The 20,308-nt window shown below is 64.5% G+C and carries 16 protein-coding genes; 6 read left to right on the plus strand and 10 right to left on the minus strand.

The genetic code is table 11. From position 1 onward, the window contains the following. Positions 1–49: 49 nt before the first annotated feature. A complete protein-coding gene (gene ahpC / locus DEH80_RS13565; RefSeq protein ID WP_109721049.1) occupies positions 50–613 on the minus strand; it encodes an alkyl hydroperoxide reductase subunit C in 564 nt (187 codons plus the stop codon). A 303-nt stretch (positions 614–916) separates the two neighbouring features. Here ahpC and DEH80_RS13570 point away from each other — a divergent pair, with 303 nt between their 5' ends. From DEH80_RS13570 to DEH80_RS13580, 3 genes are read left to right on the plus strand one after another with little or no spacing between them, the layout of a single operon-like run. Then, positions 917–2,647 carry a VWA domain-containing protein gene (locus tag DEH80_RS13570; RefSeq protein WP_109721050.1) on the plus strand — a complete coding sequence of 577 codons (1,731 nt, stop codon included), beginning with the start codon at positions 917–919 and terminating at the stop codon, positions 2,645–2,647. 9 nt (positions 2,648–2,656) lie between these two features. Continuing rightward, a complete protein-coding gene (locus tag DEH80_RS13575; RefSeq protein ID WP_109721051.1) occupies positions 2,657–3,499 on the plus strand; it encodes a hypothetical protein in 843 nt (280 codons plus the stop codon). Beyond that, positions 3,496–4,059 carry an RNA polymerase sigma factor gene (locus tag DEH80_RS13580; RefSeq protein WP_109721052.1) on the plus strand — a complete coding sequence of 188 codons (564 nt, stop codon included), beginning with the start codon at positions 3,496–3,498 and terminating at the stop codon, positions 4,057–4,059. The genes DEH80_RS13575 and DEH80_RS13580 overlap by 4 nt, the downstream gene beginning before the upstream one ends. Here the strand turns inward: DEH80_RS13580 and DEH80_RS13585 are convergent. The 4 genes from DEH80_RS13585 to DEH80_RS13600 all read right to left on the minus strand — a co-directional run bounded on the left by DEH80_RS13585 (position 4,017) and on the right by DEH80_RS13600 (position 12,911). Then, positions 4,017–8,252 (minus strand): EAL domain-containing protein, encoded by a 4,236-nt coding sequence (locus DEH80_RS13585; protein ID WP_165831472.1) that lies wholly within the window; start codon positions 8,250–8,252, stop codon positions 4,017–4,019. The genes DEH80_RS13580 and DEH80_RS13585 overlap by 43 nt on opposite strands. A gap of 209 nt (positions 8,253–8,461) precedes the next feature. Then, positions 8,462–10,393 (minus strand): putative bifunctional diguanylate cyclase/phosphodiesterase, encoded by a 1,932-nt coding sequence (locus DEH80_RS13590; RefSeq protein WP_109721054.1) that lies wholly within the window; start codon positions 10,391–10,393, stop codon positions 8,462–8,464. Next, on the minus strand, positions 10,390–10,902 hold the full coding sequence (locus tag DEH80_RS13595) for a YfiR family protein (RefSeq protein WP_165831473.1): 513 nt from the start codon (positions 10,900–10,902) through the stop codon (positions 10,390–10,392). The genes DEH80_RS13590 and DEH80_RS13595 overlap by 4 nt, the downstream gene beginning before the upstream one ends. Beyond that, on the minus strand, positions 10,902–12,911 hold the full coding sequence (locus tag DEH80_RS13600) for a TonB-dependent receptor plug domain-containing protein (RefSeq protein WP_109721056.1): 2,010 nt from the start codon (positions 12,909–12,911) through the stop codon (positions 10,902–10,904). The genes DEH80_RS13595 and DEH80_RS13600 overlap by 1 nt, the downstream gene beginning before the upstream one ends. Before the next feature lie 199 nt (positions 12,912–13,110). Here DEH80_RS13600 and trhO point away from each other — a divergent pair, with 199 nt between their 5' ends. Further along, positions 13,111–13,995: an oxygen-dependent tRNA uridine(34) hydroxylase TrhO gene (gene trhO / locus DEH80_RS13605; RefSeq protein ID WP_109721057.1), complete on the plus strand. Its 885-nt coding sequence runs from the start codon at positions 13,111–13,113 to the stop codon at positions 13,993–13,995. Then, complete coding sequence (locus tag DEH80_RS13610; RefSeq protein ID WP_109721058.1) at positions 13,988–14,647, plus strand: glutathione S-transferase; 660 nt, start codon at positions 13,988–13,990, stop codon at positions 14,645–14,647. Before trhO ends, DEH80_RS13610 begins: the two co-directional genes overlap by 8 nt. A 366-nt stretch (positions 14,648–15,013) precedes the next feature. On the opposite strand, the gene DEH80_RS13615 is transcribed toward DEH80_RS13610, so the two are convergent. Beyond that, positions 15,014–15,406 (minus strand): styrene oxide isomerase, encoded by a 393-nt coding sequence (locus DEH80_RS13615; protein ID WP_109721059.1) that lies wholly within the window; start codon positions 15,404–15,406, stop codon positions 15,014–15,016. A gap of 94 nt (positions 15,407–15,500) precedes the next feature. After that, positions 15,501–16,136, minus strand: a complete 636-nt coding sequence (locus tag DEH80_RS13620) for a TetR/AcrR family transcriptional regulator (RefSeq protein ID WP_165831474.1) — start codon at positions 16,134–16,136, stop codon at positions 15,501–15,503. Between the two features lie 129 nt (positions 16,137–16,265). Here DEH80_RS13620 and DEH80_RS13625 point away from each other — a divergent pair, with 129 nt between their 5' ends. After that, positions 16,266–16,490, plus strand: coding sequence for a hypothetical protein (locus tag DEH80_RS13625; RefSeq protein WP_133249245.1), 225 nt, complete (start codon positions 16,266–16,268; stop codon positions 16,488–16,490). Here DEH80_RS13625 and DEH80_RS13630 read toward each other — a convergent pair. The 3 genes from DEH80_RS13630 to DEH80_RS13640 all read right to left on the minus strand — a co-directional run bounded on the left by DEH80_RS13630 (position 16,468) and on the right by DEH80_RS13640 (position 20,296). Next, positions 16,468–17,373, minus strand: coding sequence for an alpha/beta hydrolase (locus DEH80_RS13630; protein ID WP_109721062.1), 906 nt, complete (start codon positions 17,371–17,373; stop codon positions 16,468–16,470). The two genes, DEH80_RS13625 and DEH80_RS13630, sit on opposite strands and share 23 nt — an antisense overlap. A 71-nt stretch (positions 17,374–17,444) precedes the next feature. Next, positions 17,445–18,605, minus strand: a complete 1,161-nt coding sequence (locus tag DEH80_RS13635; protein ID WP_109721063.1) for a DUF1501 domain-containing protein — start codon at positions 18,603–18,605, stop codon at positions 17,445–17,447. Further along, the gene (locus tag DEH80_RS13640) at positions 18,602–20,296 is read right to left on the minus strand and encodes a DUF1800 domain-containing protein (protein ID WP_109721064.1); all 1,695 of its coding nucleotides are present in this window, start codon (positions 20,294–20,296) and stop codon (positions 18,602–18,604) included. The genes DEH80_RS13635 and DEH80_RS13640 overlap by 4 nt, the downstream gene beginning before the upstream one ends. Positions 20,297–20,308 lie beyond the last annotated feature (12 nt).

A 20,308-nucleotide genomic window follows, 5' to 3' on the forward strand; every position in this document is an offset into this window, starting at 1 on the left:
ATGGCGGACCGGCACCTAGGCCGGCCCGCCGGATCTGCAGCGAGGCTGCTTAGATCTTGCCAACCAGGTCCAGGGACGGAGTCAGCGTTTTCTCGCCTTCCTTCCACTTGGCCGGGCAGACTTCGCCAGGATGCGAGGCCACGTACTGGGCGGCCTTGACCTTGCGCAGCAGCTCGGAAGCGTTGCGGCCGATGCCGTTGTCATGGACTTCGCAGAGCTTGATTTCGCCTTCCGGGTTGATCAGGAAGGTGCCGCGCAGGGCGATGCCTTCTTCCTCGATCATGACCTGGAACGCACGGGCCAGACGACCGGTGGGATCGCCGATCAGCGGGTACTTGACCTTGCCGATGGCTTCCGAGGTGTCATGCCAAGCCTTGTGGGCAAAGTGGGTGTCACAGGACACGCCGTAGATTTCCACGCCGATCTGCTTGAACTCGTCGTACAGGTCGGCGAGGTCTTCCAGCTCCGTCGGGCAGACGAAGGTGAAGTCGGCCGGGTAGAACACGATGGCGGACCACTGACCCTTGAAGGTCTCTTCGCTGACTTCGATGAACTCGCCAGCCTGGAAGGCGGTGGCCTTAAACGGCTGAACCTGGGTATTGATCAGGGACATTCCTCTCTCCTAAAACGATGTGGGTGTACCAAATGCGGGAGTGCACGCTACAAAGCGCCCCGCCATAGATCAAGACAATCGTTTTAATGGAACTTATAAAGTTTCCATATCGACGAAAACACCTTGTCCTGACAGGGTTTTCCGGCATGGCCGGCTCCCATCCGGCCTGTTCATGGTGGGGCCGGCCAGCGGAAGCACAAGGCGTGCGTGCGCGCAGATGATGGCCGGCCTGCCACAAGCGTCCTGACACTTTGGGTGACTGCAACGTCTATGTAGACAAGCTCAACACACCAGGACCTGTCCATGACCCGTTTCCCCCGTTTTCACCTCTGGCTTGGCGCGGCTGTGATCACCGGCCTCGCGGCCTGCGCGGCCGAACCGCCTACGCAGCCTCAACCTGTGGCCACACCCGCCCTGCATCCCGCCGAGACAACACCGGCCTATTCCGACGCGCAGGCCGAACTGCGGCAATCCCGCGCTGCCGATCAAGCCATCCAGCAACAGGGCAAACTGCAGGCTCAGCGACTCATGGCTGCACCGGCCATTACCCCCAGGCCGCCGCGGCCCAGCCAGCACTTCAATCGCGAGGGGTACGAGGCCATCACCGAACATCGATTCCACGATCCGCGGGTCACGCCGCTCTCCACCTTCGGGTTGGATGTCGACACCGCGTCGTACGCCAATGTCCGCCGCCTGCTCAACGCCGGGCGGATGCCCCCTGTGGATGCCGTGCGTGTTGAAGAGCTGATCAACTATTTCGACTACAGCCCGCTGCCGGTTAGCGGCGAGCATCCGATCCGCCTGCGTAGCGAGCTGACCCAGGCGCCCTGGGCGCCCGGCCACCTGCTCGCCATGGTGCAGGTCGCCGCCGAGGTGCCGACCCCGGCCGAACGCGGACCCAACCGTCTCGTTTTCCTGATCGACACCTCGGGCTCGATGCAGGCCGCCGACAAGCTGCCGATGTTGCAGCGGGCCTACCGCCAGCTGATCGAACAGCTCGATGCGAACGATTCGGTCGCCATCGTCACCTATGCCGGACAGGCGGGCCTGGCCCTGCCGGCCACCTCGGGTGAGCAAAAGACCGCACTGCTGCAGGCCATTAATCAACTGCGTGCCGGCGGCTCCACCGCCGGGGCCCAGGGCATCGAACTGGCCTACCGCATCGCCCGCGAGCAATTCGACCCGCAGGCCAATAACCGTGTGATTCTGGCCACCGATGGTGATTTCAACGTCGGTGCCTCCAGTCAGGGCGAGCTGGTCCGCCTCATCGAAAAGCACCGGGATCAGGGCATTTTCCTCACCGTGCTCGGACTGGGCACCGGCAACTACCAAGACGGGCGCATGCACCGGCTGGCCGACCACGGCGACGGCAACTATTACTACATCGACTCGGACCTCGAAGCCCGACGCGTGCTGGTCGACAAGCTTCAGGGCACGCTGGTCACGGTGGCCAAGGACGTGAAACTGCAGGTGGAGTTCAACCCAGAGGCGGTCGCAAGCTACCGACTGCTGGGCTACGAGAGCCGCGCATTGGCGGCGGAAGACTTCACCGATGACCGCAAAGACGCCGGAGACGTGGGCGCCGGCCAACGGGTTACGGCGCTGTACGAAATCGTGCCGAAAGCCGGCCACGGCAGCACCGCCCCGTCATTGCGCTACCAATCCCGAGCCTCCCGCCCGACGGCCCGCCACAGCGGCGAGTGGATGCTGGTCAAGGCCCGCTACAAGCAGCCGGCCGGGGGCGCCAGCCAGCCGCTGCGTCATGTGGTCGCCAGCCAACCACGCCCCATGGACGACGCCAGCGACGACCTGCAGTGGGCGGCCTCGGTGGCAGAGTTCGGCCTGATCCTGCGGTCGTCGGACCATGCGGGCCAAGCCAGCCTGACCGCTGTGCTGCAACGCGCCGAGCGTCTGGCCGCCGGCCATCAGCCCTTGCGTCGCGAGTTCGTGGGGCTGGTTCGCCAGGCCAGCGCGCTGGCGCTCACACAGCCCGGGCGGCCCGTCCCCCCGCTCGCAGCCCATCACCGGCAGTAAGCTATCGCGATGAAGGACGACATCGACGACTGGCTGGACGGCCTCGCGGGGCGGCGCGCCGCGGACGATCCCATGGACCGTGCACTGGCCCGGCTGCTCCGTGACGCCAGCCAGTCCCCGGTCGATGAGCTGGGCCGGCAACGCTTGTTCCGGCGACTGGAGCAGGAGGGCCTGCTGACCACCGCCACGGCACCGACGCGGCGACGCGGCGTTCCAAGCTGGATGGGTGTGGCCGCCAGCCTGATGCTCGGCGTATCGCTGAGTTGGTGGTTGTGGCCAGACCGGCCCCGCATGGAATCCGCGCCGCCACCCGCCCAGCCGCTCCGGTCCGACCCGCGTGCAAACCAGATGGCGGCAGAAGTGACGGCACGGGCCAAGCGGCAGGATGAACAACGAGCCGAGGCCGCCCGGCCGTCCGCGCCCCAGGCCGACACCGCCCCGGCTGCTCGCGCGCTCACAGCGCCCGACGCCGACCCGGCAGACGCACAGGCGCGCGGTCAGCATCATCCGGAAGCAGCAAGCGGCCCACCACCCCCGCAAGCCGCGCGGCCGCCAGCCCAGCAGGCATCCAAACCACTGGCCAGGCCACAGGCATTCGCCCCACCGCCGCTGCGCATCCGGTTGCCCGCGAACACTGGCTTGAGCCTGGAGACCGTAGAGCTGCGCCTGCTCGATGTGGACGGGCTGACCGTCCACCGCACAGCGCATGCTCCGGTCCTGCGTATTCGCTGGAGCACGCCCGAAGCCAGGCAGCAGATGATCGAGCGCCTGCCCACGACCATCGACTGGCCCAGGCTGCCAGACCAGGGCGTGCTGGCACTCGTCGCTGAAACGCAGGAGGTCGCGCCATGAGCGAACGCCAGTGGCTGAACGCCATTGCCCAGGGTGGCGATGCGCGACGCGAAGCCTTGTCCGCGTTGTACGCCGACTATGCGCCCCGGTACCGCGCCTACTTTCTGCGACGGGGCGCCAGCACCGCCGACGCCGATGAGTGCTGTCAGGACGCCTTTGTACGACTGGTTCGGGCCCTGGACCAGGGGACGACCGTGGATGAGCCCCGCGCCTGGCTATGGCAGGTGGCGCGTTCGCAGTGGCTGGATTTCTGTCGGCGCCCCGCGCAGCGTCACACCGATCTGGCGCAGTGGCGTGAACCGGTCGACGAGGCGGCCGAGCACACCGACCAACAGGATCTGGACGACTGTGTGCGCCAGCAGTTCGCGCGGTTTGCCGCAGCCCACCCGGAGGGCGCGCAGGCGCTGGTCTGGGCCAGCGTGGAGCAATTCACCGCGCCGGAAATCGGGCGCCTGCTGGACCGAAGTCCCGGTGCCACCCGACAGTGGCTCAGCGAGCTGCGCAAACGTGTTCGCGACTACCTATCGATTTGTCGGCCCTGGGCGGAACCCGCCAGCTGATCCAAGGCCGAGTCGAGATCCGGGGCCAGCGGAAAACGTGCGCCCTGTCGATAATCGATGCCCAGGCGGCAAACCTCTTGGTCGATTTGCTCGGTCTCAACAAACTCGGCCACGGTGCGCACCCCCAGCAATTTGGCAATGCCATCGATGGCTGTCACCAGATCGAGGCTGGCGCGGTCGTTCAGCATGTCACGCACAAAAGCACCATCAATCTTGACCAGATCGCAGGGCAGCGACTTCAGGTAGTGAAACGATGCCAACCCACTGCCGAAGTCATCGATGGCCACCCGGCAACCACGGCTGCGCAGCTGACGGACGAATTCGATGGCCCGCTCCAGATTCGAGATCGTCGCGGTTTCGGTGATCTCGAAGCACAGCTTGCTGGCCGGGACCCGGGACTGCGCGATCAACTCAAGAATGCGCTCGGCGAATCCGCTTCGCCCCAGACTCTGACCCGAGAGATTGATCGAAATGAATTCCAGGTCCGACAGCTGCGGCAGCCGCGCCGCCAGTTGCTGCAAGGCCAGTTCTGTCACATGCAGGTCCACCTCCGTCGCCAGGCCATACACCTCGGCGGCCGAGATCAGGGCCTGTGTATCCGGATGCACAACCCCATGCTCGTCACGCAGGCGCAGCAGCAGCTCGAACCCGACCACACGGTCGGTTCCGGTCGCCACAATCGGCTGGCAGGCTAGGTGAATACGGCCTTGCGCGATGGCATCACGAATTTCACCGCCCCAGTGCATTTCGGCACGTCGCTGCTGACTGTCCTGATCCGCCTCGTCGAACTCGGCAACCGTGCCCGGACCCTTGGTGCGCGCGGCGTGACCGGCCACGTCCACCCGCCGCATCACCTCGGCCGGGCCCAGCGACTCATCGTCGATGCCGACCAAAGCGAAATAGGCGTCCAGCTGGTACCGATGCGCGTCCACCTCGAAGACTTGCTCGGCCAGTGCGGAGCGAAGCGTGTCCACGATTCGGCGCGCTTCGGCCACCGGGCAGTACTCCATGATGATGCCGAACTCGTCCCCACCGAGGCGCGCCACGATGTCCCGCCCCCGCGTCAGCTCCCGCAGCAGGCCACCGAACTGCCGCAGAATCGAATCACCGACCTCGGTCCCCGCCGTGTCGTTAATAAGCCTGAAATTGCTGAGATCGACCCGCAGCACCGTGTGGCGGGTATGCGCGCCCCGCGTGCTGCGCAGAATGCGTCGCAGCACCGCGTCGAACTCGCGCCGGTTCAGCAAGCCAGTCAGGGCATCGTGGGTGGCGTGAAACTCCAGCTGATCGCTCAGCCGCTTCTCGGTGGTCAGGTCCTGGCACAGCACGAAGAGCGTGGGCTGGTCACCCACATCCACCGCACGGGCGATACAACGGGCCCACAGCAACGCGTCATTCGGACCGGACAGCCGGGCATCCCAGCGTTGCTCCTGCTCACTGGTCTCGAACGCCTTGCGTAGCAGACGCTCGGTGCGGCCGGCATCAACCGTGAGTTCGGCAAAGGCCTGACCGCGCAGGTCCTCGGGCTCGGCCCCCAGCTGCTCCGCGCCATAACGGTTAACCGATGCGATGGTCAGCGCCTCGGTCAGGGTAAAGAACATGGTCGGCGTGTGGTCGTACAGGGTCCGGTAGCGCGCCTCGCTGGCCCTTAGCCGCGCCTGGGCGGTCTTGAGTGGGGTGACCTCGGCGTAGGTCACGACCACGCCGGCGATGGCTTGATCCGCCGTGCGATACGGCATGATGCGCCGGATATACCAGGCGTCATCGACGTCCTGCACCTCATCCTCCACCGGCTCGGCGCCCTCGGAAATCGCACGCACATCGTCCAGCAGCGAATCGCCACCGCGGATCCGGTTGGCGATATCGTCAATCGGCCGACCGATGTCGGTGGGAATCAGATTGAACAGGCGCCGCGCCGACGGCGTGAAGCGGCGGATCAGGCCCTGCGTATCGAGGAACAGCGTGGCGAACTCGGTACTGGCCAGCAGATTGCCCAGATCGTTATTGGTCTTCTCAAGCTCGTCGAGCTTCTCCTGCAACTCGGTATTCACGGTCGAGAGTTCTTCGTTGAGCGATTGCAGCTCTTCCTTCGAGGTTTCCAGTTCCTCGTTGGCCGACTGCAATTCCTCATTCATGCTCATGGCCTCCTCATGGGAGGTCTTGAGCTCCTCGTTCGAGGTTTCCAGTTCCTCGATCGTCCCCTGCAATTCTTCGCGGGTGGATTTGAGCTCGTTTTCCAACTGGGCAACCACGCCCTCATCTTCGCTGCCAATGGCGACGTCAGAACGCTCGTCGCTCTCGGGCACGGTGGCCGGCTGAAAGCTGACCAGGAACAGATTTTCGGCGACCCGCGGGTGGTCCAACGGGCTCGCACTCACCCATACCTGCGGCACCGGGCCGCCGGGCACGCGGGCCATCACCGACACCGTGCTGTGATCCACACCGGCCTGGCGAATGATCTGCCGCAGTTTCATGCGCAGACCCCGCCGCGACAGCTGCAGCAAATCATTGCTGGGAGGGCCGTTGGGCAGTTGCAGATAATCGCCTGTGGCACCGAACAGTTGAACAATCTCATGGTGGTCGGTGACCACGACCGACGCCGGCACAAAACGCTCCAGCAGCACACCCTGAACGTAAGGCCCCAACAGCTCGGTGCCCATCGGCGAGTCGACCGGTTCCAGGTCCAGTTCGGGCGGATCGCTGGGCGTCACCGTCCGCGCCGGGAAACTCTGCCGTTCGAACAGCGATGCGCCCTGCACGCGCTGGAAGATGCGAGCACGTTTGTCCAGCGGACGAAACAGCTTGTCTGCGCGGCCGATAGTTTCTGAACTCCCGAGGAACAGGAAGCCCTCGTCGTTCAGCGCAAAGCTGAACAACGACAGGATGCGATGCTGCAGGTCGCCTTCCAGGTAGATCAGCAAATTACGGCAGGACACCAGATCCAGGCGGGAGAACGGGGGGTCGTTAATCAAATCCTGCCGGGCAAACACCACGCATTCGCGCACCGGCTTGCTGACCCGGTAGCAATGGTCTTCGCCGGTAAAGTAGCGCCGCAACCGGTCCTCGGACATATCGCCAGCAATGCTTTCGGGGTAGACCGCCGTGCGCCCAACGGCCAGCGCCCGCTCGTCCACATCGGTGGCGAAGATCTGCAGATTCAGCGGCCGACCCACTCGCGAGGCACCGTCCATAATGGCGATGGCGATGCTGTAAGCCTCCTCGCCTGTGGCGCAGCCGGGCACCCACACGCGGATCGGCTGGTCATCAGGCTTCTCCAGCAGCCGCTCGATCACCTGCTGTTCCAGGGCCTCCAAGTAGTCCGGCTCGCGGAAGAACTGGGTGACCCCGATCAACAAATCGTCAAATAGCTGCGACACCTCGGTGGCATCACGCCGCAGCAGCGTCAGGTAATCGCTCATGCGGTGCATCTGGCGCAGCCCCATACGCCGCTGCACACGGCGCAGCACCGTCCCGCGCTTGTAACGCCGGAAATCGTGCCGGGTCCGCGCCCGGATGATCGACAGCACGGCCTCGATGTCCTGCTCACGCGTGCCCGTTTGAGGCACGGCCACATCGGCAGCACGCACGTACTGATGCTGGACATACTGGCGTAGGACTTCGGGCATACCCGCCGGCGGCAGCACGAAATCGACCACGCCGCTGCGAATTGCCGATCGCGGCATCCCGTCGTGCTGGGCGCTGCCCGGCTCCTGAACCATGGCCATGCCGCCATTGCCCTTGACGGCTTTCAGCCCCTGGGTGCCATCGGTTCCGGTACCGGACAAAATAATCGCCACGGCCCGCTCGCGGGCACTCTCGGCCAGCGAACGGAACGAGAAATCAATCGCCATCCGCAGCCCGCGTGGCTCCTTGGGCTGGTGCAGGCGCAGCACGCCATCGGCGATGGACAGGTAACGGTCCGGCGGAATGATGTAAACGTGATCCGGTTTGACCGCCTGGCCATCCACCGCCTGGGCCACCGGCATGGCGGTGTACTTGGACACCAGATCCACCATCAGACTGTGCCGCCGCGGATCCAGGTGGGGGACCAGGACGAATGCCATGCCCATGCGGCTGGGTGCGGCCTTGAAGAACGCCTCGTAGGCCGCCAGCCCTCCAGCGGACGCGCCGATGGCAACGATGGGCGGGGCGCCAGGAGCCGAGTTCGCGCTGTCGTCCTGTCGTTTCGCCATCACCACTCCTTGATCAAAGCATGGCCTGAATCCAGACGAGGCAGACAATGACGCTGCGGCCGACGAGCGTGGGCGTGAAAGCAGGCCGATCGCTCGCCCTGTGTCTGGGTGACCATGGACGCGCGGCATGATCGCATACTCCGCCAGACCGAACGGCGTGACGAGCGGGCGGGTCGCTCTCGGCCACCAAGGCGGGTGGCGAGCCGGGTTTACATCTCCTGGTTAGCCGGTCGCGCATGTTCACCGATGGCGACCACGCTGCGATGCGCCGGCGTATCGGTGACCAGGCGATCACCCAACTTGAAGTCACGCCGTAGCTCGGCCAACTCATCCGGGGGCACGGCGGGAGAGAACAAAAAGCCCTGCACGTGTCCGCAACCTGCCGATCGCACGTAGGCGAGGTGCTCCAGCGTTTCCACACCCTCGGCAACGACATCCATGTCAAAACTCTCTGCCAGCCGCAGAATCGCCTCGACAATGGGTTCGCCGTCACCGGGCAGGCGCGAAACGAAGCTCTTGTCGATCTTCAGCTCCTGCACCGGGAAGGCCGGCAGGTACGCCAGCGACGAATAGCCCGTACCGAAGTCATCCACGGAGAGCCGAACCCCGAGAGCGCGGATATGTGAGAGCCGCGCCGACACCGCGTCGAAGGACTCGGCCAGCACGCTTTCGGTGATCTCCAGCTTGAGACGGCTGGGCTGCAGCCCGCTGATCGTCAGGGTATGACGCAAATGGCCCAGGAACTCGGGTTCCAGCAAATGCGCCATCGAGATGTTGACGGCCATGTTGACCGGCGCCTCACCCGCTGCCTGCCAGGCCATCGCCTGTTCGCAGGCCGCCTCCAAAGTCCAGCGACCGATTTCGGCAATCAGTCCGCAGCTCTCAGCCAGTGGAATAAACACGCCGGGCGACACCCAGCCGCGCCCCGGATGCTGCCAGCGCAGCAGGGCTTCCACGCCGTCGATGCGACCGCTCTGGAGATTGATCACCGGCTGGTAGAACAAGGTCAGCTCTTTGGCCGCCACGGCATCGCGCAGCTCCCGCGTCAGCACCAGCCGTTCCTGGTAGGCCTGCTCGATCGCGGGGTGATAAAGACAGAAATCGTTCTTGCCGCGACGCTTGATCTCGTACATCGCGGTATCAGCCTTGCGGAATAGCTCCTCGGGCTCGGTCCCGTCCATCGGTGCCGTACAGGCGCCGATACTCGCGGCCACCTGGAACTGGTGCTGGTCGACCGTCAGTGGCGGAGTGAGCACGCGACGGATGTCCCGCAGAATCTGGGTTGGCGAATCGCGATGTGCCGACAACGCGGCGATGACCCCAAACTCATCGCCCCCCAAACGAAAAACGCGTACGCCGGAACTGCGCACCGTATCGCCCGCCAGACGCGCGCCCAAGGTCTGGAGCATCTTGTCGCCCACGGCATGACCGAACCCGTCGTTCACATCCTTGAAGTTGTCGAGATCGATGATGGCGATTAGCGTCCGGCTGCCATCCTGAGCCAAGCGCTCGGATAGCACCTGGTTGAAAGCGCGCCGGTTGGGCAAGCCCGTGACCACATCGACACGCGCCAGATGTTCCAGACGGCGACTGGCATGGTCGACGGCCCCGGCCAGCCGGCGGGCGATGACCGCCAAGGTGAACCAGGCGGCCAGGCAGGCCACCAGCGTCAGTGTCGCGAACGTGCCGAGCTGCATCCACACGGACGCGGTGGAATATTGAACCCAGGTGGTCCCGACCACAGCCCCATCCGCACGTACGGGCGCCCGCGCAATCACGTGATCGGGTGCGCGAACAACCTGCGCCTGCGAACCCGACCTCGAGCGGATTTGCTGGCTGCGCGTGATCTGCCCCACCTGGGCCAGGACTCCCTGCGGGGTCGCCAGCGTGGCGCCCATGACCTCGGGCGTGCGCTGCAGGCTTTCCAGCAATGCCTGGGCGTCGGTTTCGTCCTCGAACACCACGGCTGCAGCAGCATTGTCGGCCACCAGTTCGGCCTGCGTCAGGACCATATGGGCCAGATCACGCATCAGCAGTTCGTATAACGCCACCAGCTGCACAACGCCCAGGACGGCCAGGGCAATGGCGGTGTAGCGCAGGGTGCTGCGGACGCGCGCACTGGCCGGTGTGCTGGGATTCACCCCTTAACCTCCTGCGCCAGGCGCAACAGCGTGGCACTGAACTCTAGGCCAAAGGCATGCGCCGTGTCGCGATCCACCCGGAAGCCAATCTTCTTGGGCTGAGCCACAAGTTCGATCATGCACTGGCGAACCGGCTGATCCAGCGTGGCGATCGTGAGCAGGCCGGGGGCGTTGGGGCATTGCAGCAATGTCGGTGCCGCAATGACCAGCGCATGGCAGTTTGTCACGCGTGCCGCGGCGTAGCTGCGGACATCCACCGGCGCACCCTGCACCGGCCGCCCGTCCAGCGCTCGAAAGGCATGCAGCGCCTGCTGATCCCCGTCAATGCAAACCACCAGCGGTTGTTTCTCCTGCACGGCGAATCCGGTGGTGAAACGGAGAATGTTGTAGACGTACGCCACTTCAAGATCGCGCTTGGGCGCGTAACGGGCGGCAGCCGGCCATGCGGCCGCCAACGCAGCGATCAGGCAGAGCCAGCGCAATCCTTGATAAGGGTAGAGAGACTGCATTACCAATCCATGCGCAGGCCGAAGAGCAAGCTGCGACCATCCTGCGGCAGCGTGGTCTGCAGATGCTCGGGGCCACCGACATAGCCGTAATCGGTATCGAGCAGGTTGGCAATTCGCAGGCTCGCCTCCAGGCCGAACGGTAGATTCGGCGCGCGCAGATTCAGGTGAACAAGACCGAAGGCGTCGGACTCGCCTCGCCATCCCTGGATCGGTGCCATATACCGGCCTTCGACACCTGCAATCACCCGATGATCAAGTAGCGGCACCGTGAGGTTGGTATTGATCGCCGATAGCGTCACCGTCTCGGTCTCCACCAGTTCGTGGTGCATGTGATAGCCGGTATAGGCCAGCCCGACCCGCAGGGTGGCGCCGGAGTCGAAGGACGCGGTGGCGTCGCTCGTCAGGCCGGTGACATGCACATTGCCTCCGTTGACGAAGATCAGCTCGCCCGTCGTCGGAATCGGCACCTGCACCAGCAGGTCGGACAAGGTGGCGTGGTACCCGTAGAAGCGGTACTGAAAGCGGCCGGCCGGGCGCAGGTTCAGACTGAACTCGCTGGTGCGGATCCGTTCGGACTTCAGCGTTGGATTGGCCCGCGAGCCCCCCTCGCCCGGCACCTCGTAGTACAGCTCATAGGCATTGGGCGGTCGATATGCCTGGGCCAGGCCCAGCTTGGCCGTGACCGCATCGTTAAAGCGGACGGACACACCCAGTCGCGGGCTGAACTGTGACCCGGAGATCGAGTCGTCATCCAGCCGCAAACCCAGGTGGCTCGTCACCCGCTCCGTCGGCTGCCACTCGCCCGCCACATAAAGCCCCGCGTGCTCCCGCTGGTCGTTGCGATTCAGGAAGAACTCACGTGTCGACGGGGTCAAGTTCTGCTGCAGCAGCTCGGTGTCGCGCTGCCAGTCCAGACCCGCCAGCAAGCGTAGTTGCGCGGACACTTCGTGACGGATCCGACCCGCCAGCCGCACGCTCAGGGACTTGGCCACATCCACGCTGAGGTCATCTTCGCTCGCACCATAGACATAGTGGCCCGTGTACCGGTAACGGTTGAGCGAGGCCTCGACACCCAGGTCCGTGGCTGACCCGAGCTGCCGGTCGTGCTTCAGGCTGAGCAGCAGGCTTTGATCCTGCGTCCAGGACCCGGGCTGGTTGAATGCCTGCTCGTACGACGCCGTAGAAACATCCCGGTGGCGATCAGAGTAGGCCAGCTGCAGCTGCGTGCCGCCCTGTGCGAGCCGCAGGTAGATGTTCTCGTCCGTCTCGCCGTCGAGGCCGGTCGCCACACCCCGGTTCTGGTCCGGTGTATCGAATTCCGGATAGTAAACATCATCGCCGCTGCGCTTGTAGCGGCTGCCGCTGACGCTGATCTGTGCCCGCCCCAGGTGCTCATGCATGGACGCATAGCCGCGTGCCACGCCGAGGCTGCCGACCTGGAAGCCGGCCTCGCCCCCATCGCGACCGGACACCGTCACCACATTAATGGTGCCGTAGTACGCGTTGCCGCCGTGCAGGGACGAACCGGGGCCTGCGATGTATTCGATGCGTTCCACCGACTCCAGGCCGATGAGCGCCGTGTGCCCGGTCAACGCCTGGTTGTAGATGCCATCGGTTGCCCGTACGCCATCAATGAGCAACAGGTACCGGCTGTTGTAGTCACCCGACAGCGGCGTGCCCAGATAGTCGTAGTTCCGGTCATTGCGTGCGAACAAGCCGGCCAGACTGCCCAGCGCATCGCTTAGCGTCAGCCAGCCGAAGTCTCGGATGTTCTCGCGCGTGATGACCGTGACATTGACCGGGGCGTCCCAGGGGGCCTGCTCGAACCCCGAGGCCTCAGAGACCATGATCTCGGTGAGCTGGTCGAAGTCCAGGTTGAGCAAGTCGTTGGAGGGCGCATGGGCGAAGGTCGCGGCACTGATGCCGGCCAAACAGGCCGGCAGGCCCCGACGCACCCACGTCGAGGCAGTCGCGCCTGCCTTCGCCAAGGGCCGAACACTATCCAACATCACAAAGTCTCCAAACGCACGATCACGCAGGTAGCGACCAACGACTCGACTTTTCTAGGTCTTGTGCCGCTAAACGGTCGAAATTATCGACAAGCGTCGATGTTCAAAATGTAAAGCCGCTGCAACATCCGCCGCGGCTGTGATAGCTAACGGCCGCAGTCGATTAAACTGGTGGGCCTTCTGTCCAGCCGATCCACGCATGTCTCAAGTCGTGATCGCGGCGCTGTACCACTTCGCGCCGCTCCCCGAGTTCGAATCCCTGCAGGTGCCCCTGCGTGAGGTCTGTCAGCAGGCCGGCGTGCTGGGCACCTTGCTGCTGGCCGGTGAAGGCATTAACGGCACACTGGCGGGGACGCGATCGGGGATTGATACCGTGCTCACCCATCTGCGCACCGACCCTCGGTTCCGTGAGCTGGACGAGAAGCGCTCGTATGCCGAACGCAATCCGTTTTCGCGTCTGCGCATCAAACTCAAGCGGGAGATCGTGACGCTGGGCGTGCCCGGCGTGAATCCACGCGAGCATGTCGGTACCTATGTCGACCCCAACCAGTGGAACGCCCTGCTGGAGGATCCCGATGTACTGGTCATCGACACCCGGAATGACTACGAGGTCAAGCTCGGCAGCTTCGAGCATGCACAGTCACCCGGCACGGAGAATTTTCGCGAGTTTCCCGACTACGTGGCCCGCGAGCTCAAGGGTCAGGAGCAGCGCCCCATTGCCATGTTCTGCACCGGCGGCATTCGCTGCGAAAAGGCCACGTCCTATCTGCAGGACCAGGGCTTTGAGCAGGTCTACCACCTGCGCGGCGGCATCCTGAAATACCTGGAGACCGTTCCGGAGCAGGAGAGTCTCTGGCGCGGCGAGTGCTATGTGTTCGACGAGCGGGTTTCGGTGGACCATCAGCTACGGCCCGGCCATGCCGTGCAATGTGAGGCCTGCGGCGAGCCGTTGACCCGCGAGGAACAGGCTTCCGAGGCCTTCGAGGCGGACATCAGCTGCCCGCACTGCATCGACAGCCTGACGCCCCAGCGCCGGGCCGCGCTGGAGATGCGGCGCGACCAACGGCGGGCCGCTCGTGGTTAAGCCCCACCCCACGCTGTATTCCTTTCGTCGCTGCCCCTATGCAATCAGGGCGCGGATGGCCTTGTCGGTGGCCAACATCACGGTCGAACACCGTGAGGTGCTGCTCAAGCAAAAACCCGACGCCATGCTCCAGGCCTCAGCCAAGGCGACCGTACCGGTGCTGGTGCTGGCTGACGGCACCGTGATCGAGGAAAGCATCGCGGTCATGCGCTGGGCGCTGGCGCAGCAGGACCCCGAAGCGTGGCTGGCCGGCGACGAGGCCCAGACGCAGGCGCTCATCGACCAGAACGACGGCCCGTTCAAGCACTGGCTGGATCGCTACAAGTATCACGTGCGTCACCCCGAGGCCTCGCAGCAGCATTACCGTGAACAGGCGGAGCAGCGACTCGCCGACTGGGAGGCCCGCCTGCAGGCGCACGGCGGAGGGCTCGTCAGTCCGAAGGCCAGCCTCGCGGATGTCGCCCTGTTTCCCTTCGTCCGTCAGTTTGCGGGTGTGGAACCCCAATGGTGGGATAGCCGCCCCTACCCGGCGCTACACGCCTGGCTAACGCGATGGGTCGGCAGCGCCCGATTTCAGGCCATCATGCGGAAGTTTGCGCCGTGGGAGCCGGACCAGCCCCCCGTGCTCTGGACGCTGGGCGCGGTGCCCTGAATACGGCCACGCTACCCCGGTTGACGGAGGCATTTCCACGCGATGACGGCCGACAAGACCATGACCAGCACCACGCCGACATAAAACAGAAAAAACGCTAGGGAAGCACTGATCTATTCGCACCGCCAAGTTGCTGCCTGCAAACAGGCCAGGCAAGGCGCGAGGAGTGAAGTTTGGTCATTCCAAATGAACGACGAGCAACGCAGTCTGGCCTGTTTGCAGGCGCAATCCAGACGGAACGGGCCGGTTTTCCCGCGATCCTGCGTTGTCGTTCACTGACTTGGAATAACCAAGCGGCACTCACTCCGCCTGGGCTCGCGCGAAAACCGGCTCCGTCTTGGCGGTGCGAATAGATCAGTGCTTCCCTTACTGGTTGCTCAGCGGACCACCGAACGCAAGCCCACGGCTCTCCGGGAACAGCGGGTCCAGTGCCGAGGCGATGACAATGGTCCAGGCCACGATGATCAGGCCCAACGCGATGCGGGCAGCACCCTTGACGGTAAATGGCATCACCGGCAACAGCGCCGCAGCCACCCAGAGCACCAGGCCGTTCACGATGCCTTCCATATGCGCCATACGCCAAGCGTCGTAGGTGCCGGGCAGCTGCCAGTCCAGGGTCCACGGAATCGGCCACAGCGCGACCTCACCAATCAGGAAGAACAAAAAGCCAAAGCCGATCACGCCACCGACGAATAACAGTAATGCGCCATGACCAACCAGCCGGCGCTGCGCCGGCAGCAACGCGGTTTCATGCGACATCTCCGCCCCCCGTCAGCCGGTGTCCGGTCATTGCGAATTCCCGATGCTGTGATGCTTGTTGCGGTTCCACCCCGTCACCTCCAACTGCTTGCGTTCACGGGCCGCCCGGTCGGGCGCCGACCTCGCGGTCGGCATCTCGCTCGATTCCGCGCATCAACGCTTGAATCATCGTAGGTACAAGCGCTTCGGCCGACCGGCCCATGACGAACTGACCGGCGATTTGCAACGAAACAATGCCGTGCGCGCCCGCCCACAGCAGATGGCTGGCCGTCAGCGGATCACAGTCCAGCACCACCTCACCGGCCGCCTCGCCTTGGGCAATCACCTGGGTGCAAACATCCAGGGAATCGCGCTTGGCGGCCACCAGTTCCAGCGACCGTTGCGCCAGATCCGAGTCCGGTAACTCGAAGAACATCAGTGCATAGCGCTGGGGGTGTGAGAGCGCGGCGTCAATAAAGGCGCGGGACAGCGCCGCCAGCCGCGCGCGAAAGCCGGTGACACCGGCCAGGGCCTCCAGCATGGCCTGCTCCATCCAACGAAATGCCCGCGCGCGCAAGGCGGTGAGCAGCTCATCTTTGCTGGCGAAATAGCGATAAGGCGCCGAATAGCTGCAGCCCAGATGCGCGGCCACGCGACGAAAACTCACCGCCTCCAGCCCATCGGCCTCGAAGACGGCCATCGTGGCATCGAGTATTTGTTCGCGCCGGGCTTGAACCTGCGCTTCTGTCATTGCCTGTCGGGCCATCAATAAAGATTAACGACGTTAAATTAATGCCGTCAACCCGATGGTTGATCAAAGGCTGTCCGCTCTCTTGCGCAGATCGCGTTACAGCAAAACAGGCCTTGCCGAGACAGCCCCATGCAATCCGTACATCTTTACGCGAGTCCCAGCGGGCGTGTGCTGGCGGTCGATGATTGCGACGCCGCCCGACGCCACCTGCCGGCCGTGGCCATGCCGCCCGCCATGTTCTTTGGCCAGAGCGTGCCACCGACGGTGGCCGAACAGTGTCTGCGCGAATGCGGCGGCGTCTGGCTCCGGGCCGAGGGCCTGCAGCGCTTTCCTAGCGGGCAAGGGTCTCCATAAAGAATGCGGTCTGATCCGCCACCACGGTCTCGAACATCGGTGGAACGTAGATCTCGAAATGCCCGGCTGCATAACGTTTGACCCGCACCTTATCGGGCGCCCGCCGTGCCCCGTCTTCCATGGCTGCGGGCGGCACAACCGCGTCATCTGTCGCAATACAAAACAAAGCTGGGCACGGCAGTCGCGGTGTCAGCAGATTGGGGCGGTAAGTCGCCAGCGTCACCGCCCAGCTGGTGGAGATTTCATTGCGCCAGGCCGGTGACGTGATGCGCGTGTACCCGGGTTTGCTATCCGGCGTGGTGAGCACCCCGGGTTCGCCCGGATCGGCCACCACCGGCAGCATGGCCCGGGGCAGACCCAGGGCCCCGCGCAGGGCATCACTTAATCCTTTTTGTGTCAGCTTCAGGCCATGCAGCAGGCCTTGCTTGCGAATCACGTTTTGCAGCGCGGCCAATCCATCCATCATGGCCCCCTGCGAACTCACGGCGGCAATGCGTCCGTCACGCACGGCCGCGGTGACCGCGTGGGCACCGGAGAACGAACTACCCCAGGTGGCAATGCGCGCGGGGTCCACACCGTCCAAGGTGCGGGCAAAGGCGATGGCCGCTGCCCAGTCCTCCAGCTGCATTTTGACGCTGACCACCTGGCGCGGCTGGCCATCGCTGCTGCCAAACCCACGGTAGTCGAAACACAGAACGTGAAGACCGGCGGCCGCAAAGGCCTCGGCAAACGGTTCCAGGCCGGCCGCCCGCGTGCCGCCCAGGCCATGGGCCATGACGACACAGGGTGTGCCGGCAGCGCCCGTCAATGGTGAATCTGCCGGTTGAAAATGGCCGGCGCGCAGCGTGGTGCCCTGGCTGGTAAACGTGACTTCTTCGGTCATGGGTGCGTCCCTCCCTGGTCGAGGCAGGGACGTTAGCGCCTGTGGTGATGGCGCGCCAACCACCCGTTGGGTCAGGTCATGCAGCCAAGCCAGTTCGGACGAGTCGCATAACCACCCGGCAGCACACGTTCCAGCGTGTCGTCATCTGCCTGGCTGTGCCGACCCCAGACCTCTCCCAGAACGCTGCGAAAATCCGTTGTCGGCATCAAATCCTCGTTCTGGAACAACTGCGCCTGGGCGAGACCAGGCCACTGCCCCAGCACCTGCCCCCCGCGAACACGCCCGCCCATCAGCAGCATGCTGAAGGCGGTGCCGTGATCGGTCCCGCTGAAGTTCTCGATGGCCTTACGACCGAACTCGGTGAGCGTCACCAGCGTGACATCAGCCATGCGCTCGCCCAGATCATCGTGAAAACTACGCAACGCAGCGGCGAAATTCGGTAGCGCGGCCTCGTGCCGTGACAACTGATTGACGTGGGTGTCCCAGTCGTCGTCAGAGGTCACCGTGATCACCCGGGGTGCCAGCCCGTGCCGAATCGCCTCGGCCGCCGTCCGCAGGCCACGGCCCAGGTTGGTGTTGGGGTAATCGAGTGCGGTGGGCGCAGGGGGCTCTGCCTGAATGGCCTGCATGGAGGCCGACAGGTTGCGCAGCGCCTGACCGCGCTCACCCGCCACCGCGGCCAGCGATTCGATCAGCGCTGTTGCCCCGACACCGGCCACCGAGCCGTGATCGTAGGTCGAAAAATCCTGCAGGGCGATGGTGCCGTTATAGCCCTCCAGACTGACCGGCGCACTGGACTCCGCGGCCAAACCGGCCCAGAGGTTGCTCTGGGGGCCCAGCGCGTTCATCCCGCGCCCCAGCCAGCCACCGTCCACCCCCGTGGCACCGCCGGCCTCAGCCAATTGCTGCGCCTGGAAGTGCGACCGGTCGCGTAGCGATTCGGGTAACCAGCCGGTTGCGGTCACAAAGCCCAGGCTGCCCGCCTGATACAACGGCTGCAGGGGCGACAGCGCGGGATGCAGACCGAAATAACCGTCCAGCGGCAAGGGATTGTCGATACGCACATTGCTGCGCAGGCGCGCGTAGTCCGGGTCGCCCGCCGGCACGAGCAGGTTGATCCAGTCGGCGGCGAAGCGCTGGAAGACCACCACCACCGTGCCGGTGGCAGCGGCGGCCTGGGTCGCATGGCTCGGCAAGCCGAGCAGGTCACGTCGTGTGGTCAGCGTCGTCATTTGTCGAGGAACCAGGGTGAGGACAACAGTGCAAGCACCAACCCCTGTATGCGCTGGGTCAGCTCATTGCGGCTGCGCGGCGCATCGGGGTCGCCGCCATCCGCCATGTAGTCGATGGCCAGGGCCACGGCATCGACCGGCACCGGACCGAGCAGCAGGTTGGCGATGGCGTAGCTAACCGCCTGGCGTGCCGTGGTGGCGTAGGCAACATCGTCGGCCACGGTCAGGCCTTGCTCCCGCGCAGCCAACGGGTCGGACAGCAGGTGGCTATACGAGCGCGACGCCGCCAGCCGAACAATCAGTTTTTGCTGGTACAGCAAGGTGTTGGTATTGGCCCAATACACCCGGGTATCCGGGAAGCCATCGGGTGGCGTCCAAGAGAACGGCGCCTGCCCGGCTTGCTCCAGATGCTGTAGCAGCTGGCCTGGGTTGTGTGCCACGCCGTAAAGCCCGTAGTTGAGCGTGTGATCCAGCCGATCCACGCCCACGGCCCGCACGGCGCCGATCAAGGCATGGATCGGCCGTTTGAGCTTTTGTCCGGCACTGCTGCGAAAGTCATCTGATCGCAGCACGCGACGCAGCATGGCGGGAATATCCCCGTCGGTGTCCCGGTATCGCTGGGCGACCGTCGCGACCAGTGCTTCGGACGGTTCATCGGCGACCAGACGACGACAAAGCTTGCGCGCCACATGCCAAGCCGTTCCCGGGTGATCCAGGATGATGCTGAGCGCGCGATCCAGTTCTTCGGCGCCACCCCCGGCGGGAAAGTACTCGCCGAGAAAGGTCTTGGGTTCGGCGTCGTGGCCGGCCGCGTCAAAGATCGCCTGGCCATATTCCAAGGCATCGGTGGGTCGCCAGACATTGGCCGGCGACCGTACATAGGTCCAGCCGCTCAGAATCCGCGCCAAGGCCTTGAGGTCGGCCTCGCCATAACCGCCATCGCGTCCGAGACTGTGCAGTTCCAACAATTCGCGTGCGTAGTTTTCGTTGATCGCCTCCGCACGGTTCAGGTAGTTGTCCAGGTAATGCAGCATCTCGCCATGGAAAACCGTGGCACGCAGCAAGTCCTTGTAATTACCGAGCGCGTTGGGACGAATCACCGTCCGGTCGAAGTCCAGTTTCAGCGGGACCGGATTTTTATAGAGGTAGGTGTTGAAGTGGTCGTTCCACAAATCGACCATCACCTCGAAGAGTTGGGCGCGCGAGTGAGCAGCCCGGTATAGCATGGCGTTCTGGTACTGGCGGGTGTGAAGCCAGTACGGCTGGCCGCCAATGACGGTGGTCGCGTAGATGGTTTGCGATGGGCTTTGCGTCAGCGGGTATCGCGTCTGCACATCCAGCTCCACCGCGTGGTCACGCAGTGTCAGCTGCTCCTCGACGTAGGCGGTCTGCCCCATGGCCTTGAGTCGCTCGAGGCTCTCCGGCGTGGGGCCGAAGCTGATACGCCGCAGCAGGTGGAGATGCGACTCGTCGACTGACCGAATGTGACCACCGCTGTCATCCGTGGTCAGCAGCCCATCGACTTGCGAGACCACGTCTGCAGCGCCCGGCAGTGCCTCGCCCTGTAATCCGCCCCCGTCGGTGCAACCCACCACGGCGCCCGCGGCAAGTCCCTGCACCACGGAGCGGCGCGACACCATGCGCGCTGCCAACGCACGGCAGCTCGTCCCCAGATTCGTGTCCAACGGCATCCCCAGTGCTGC

This window comes from Abyssibacter profundi (assembly GCF_003151135.1).
GTDB lineage: Bacteria > Pseudomonadota > Gammaproteobacteria > Nevskiales > OUC007 > Abyssibacter > Abyssibacter profundi.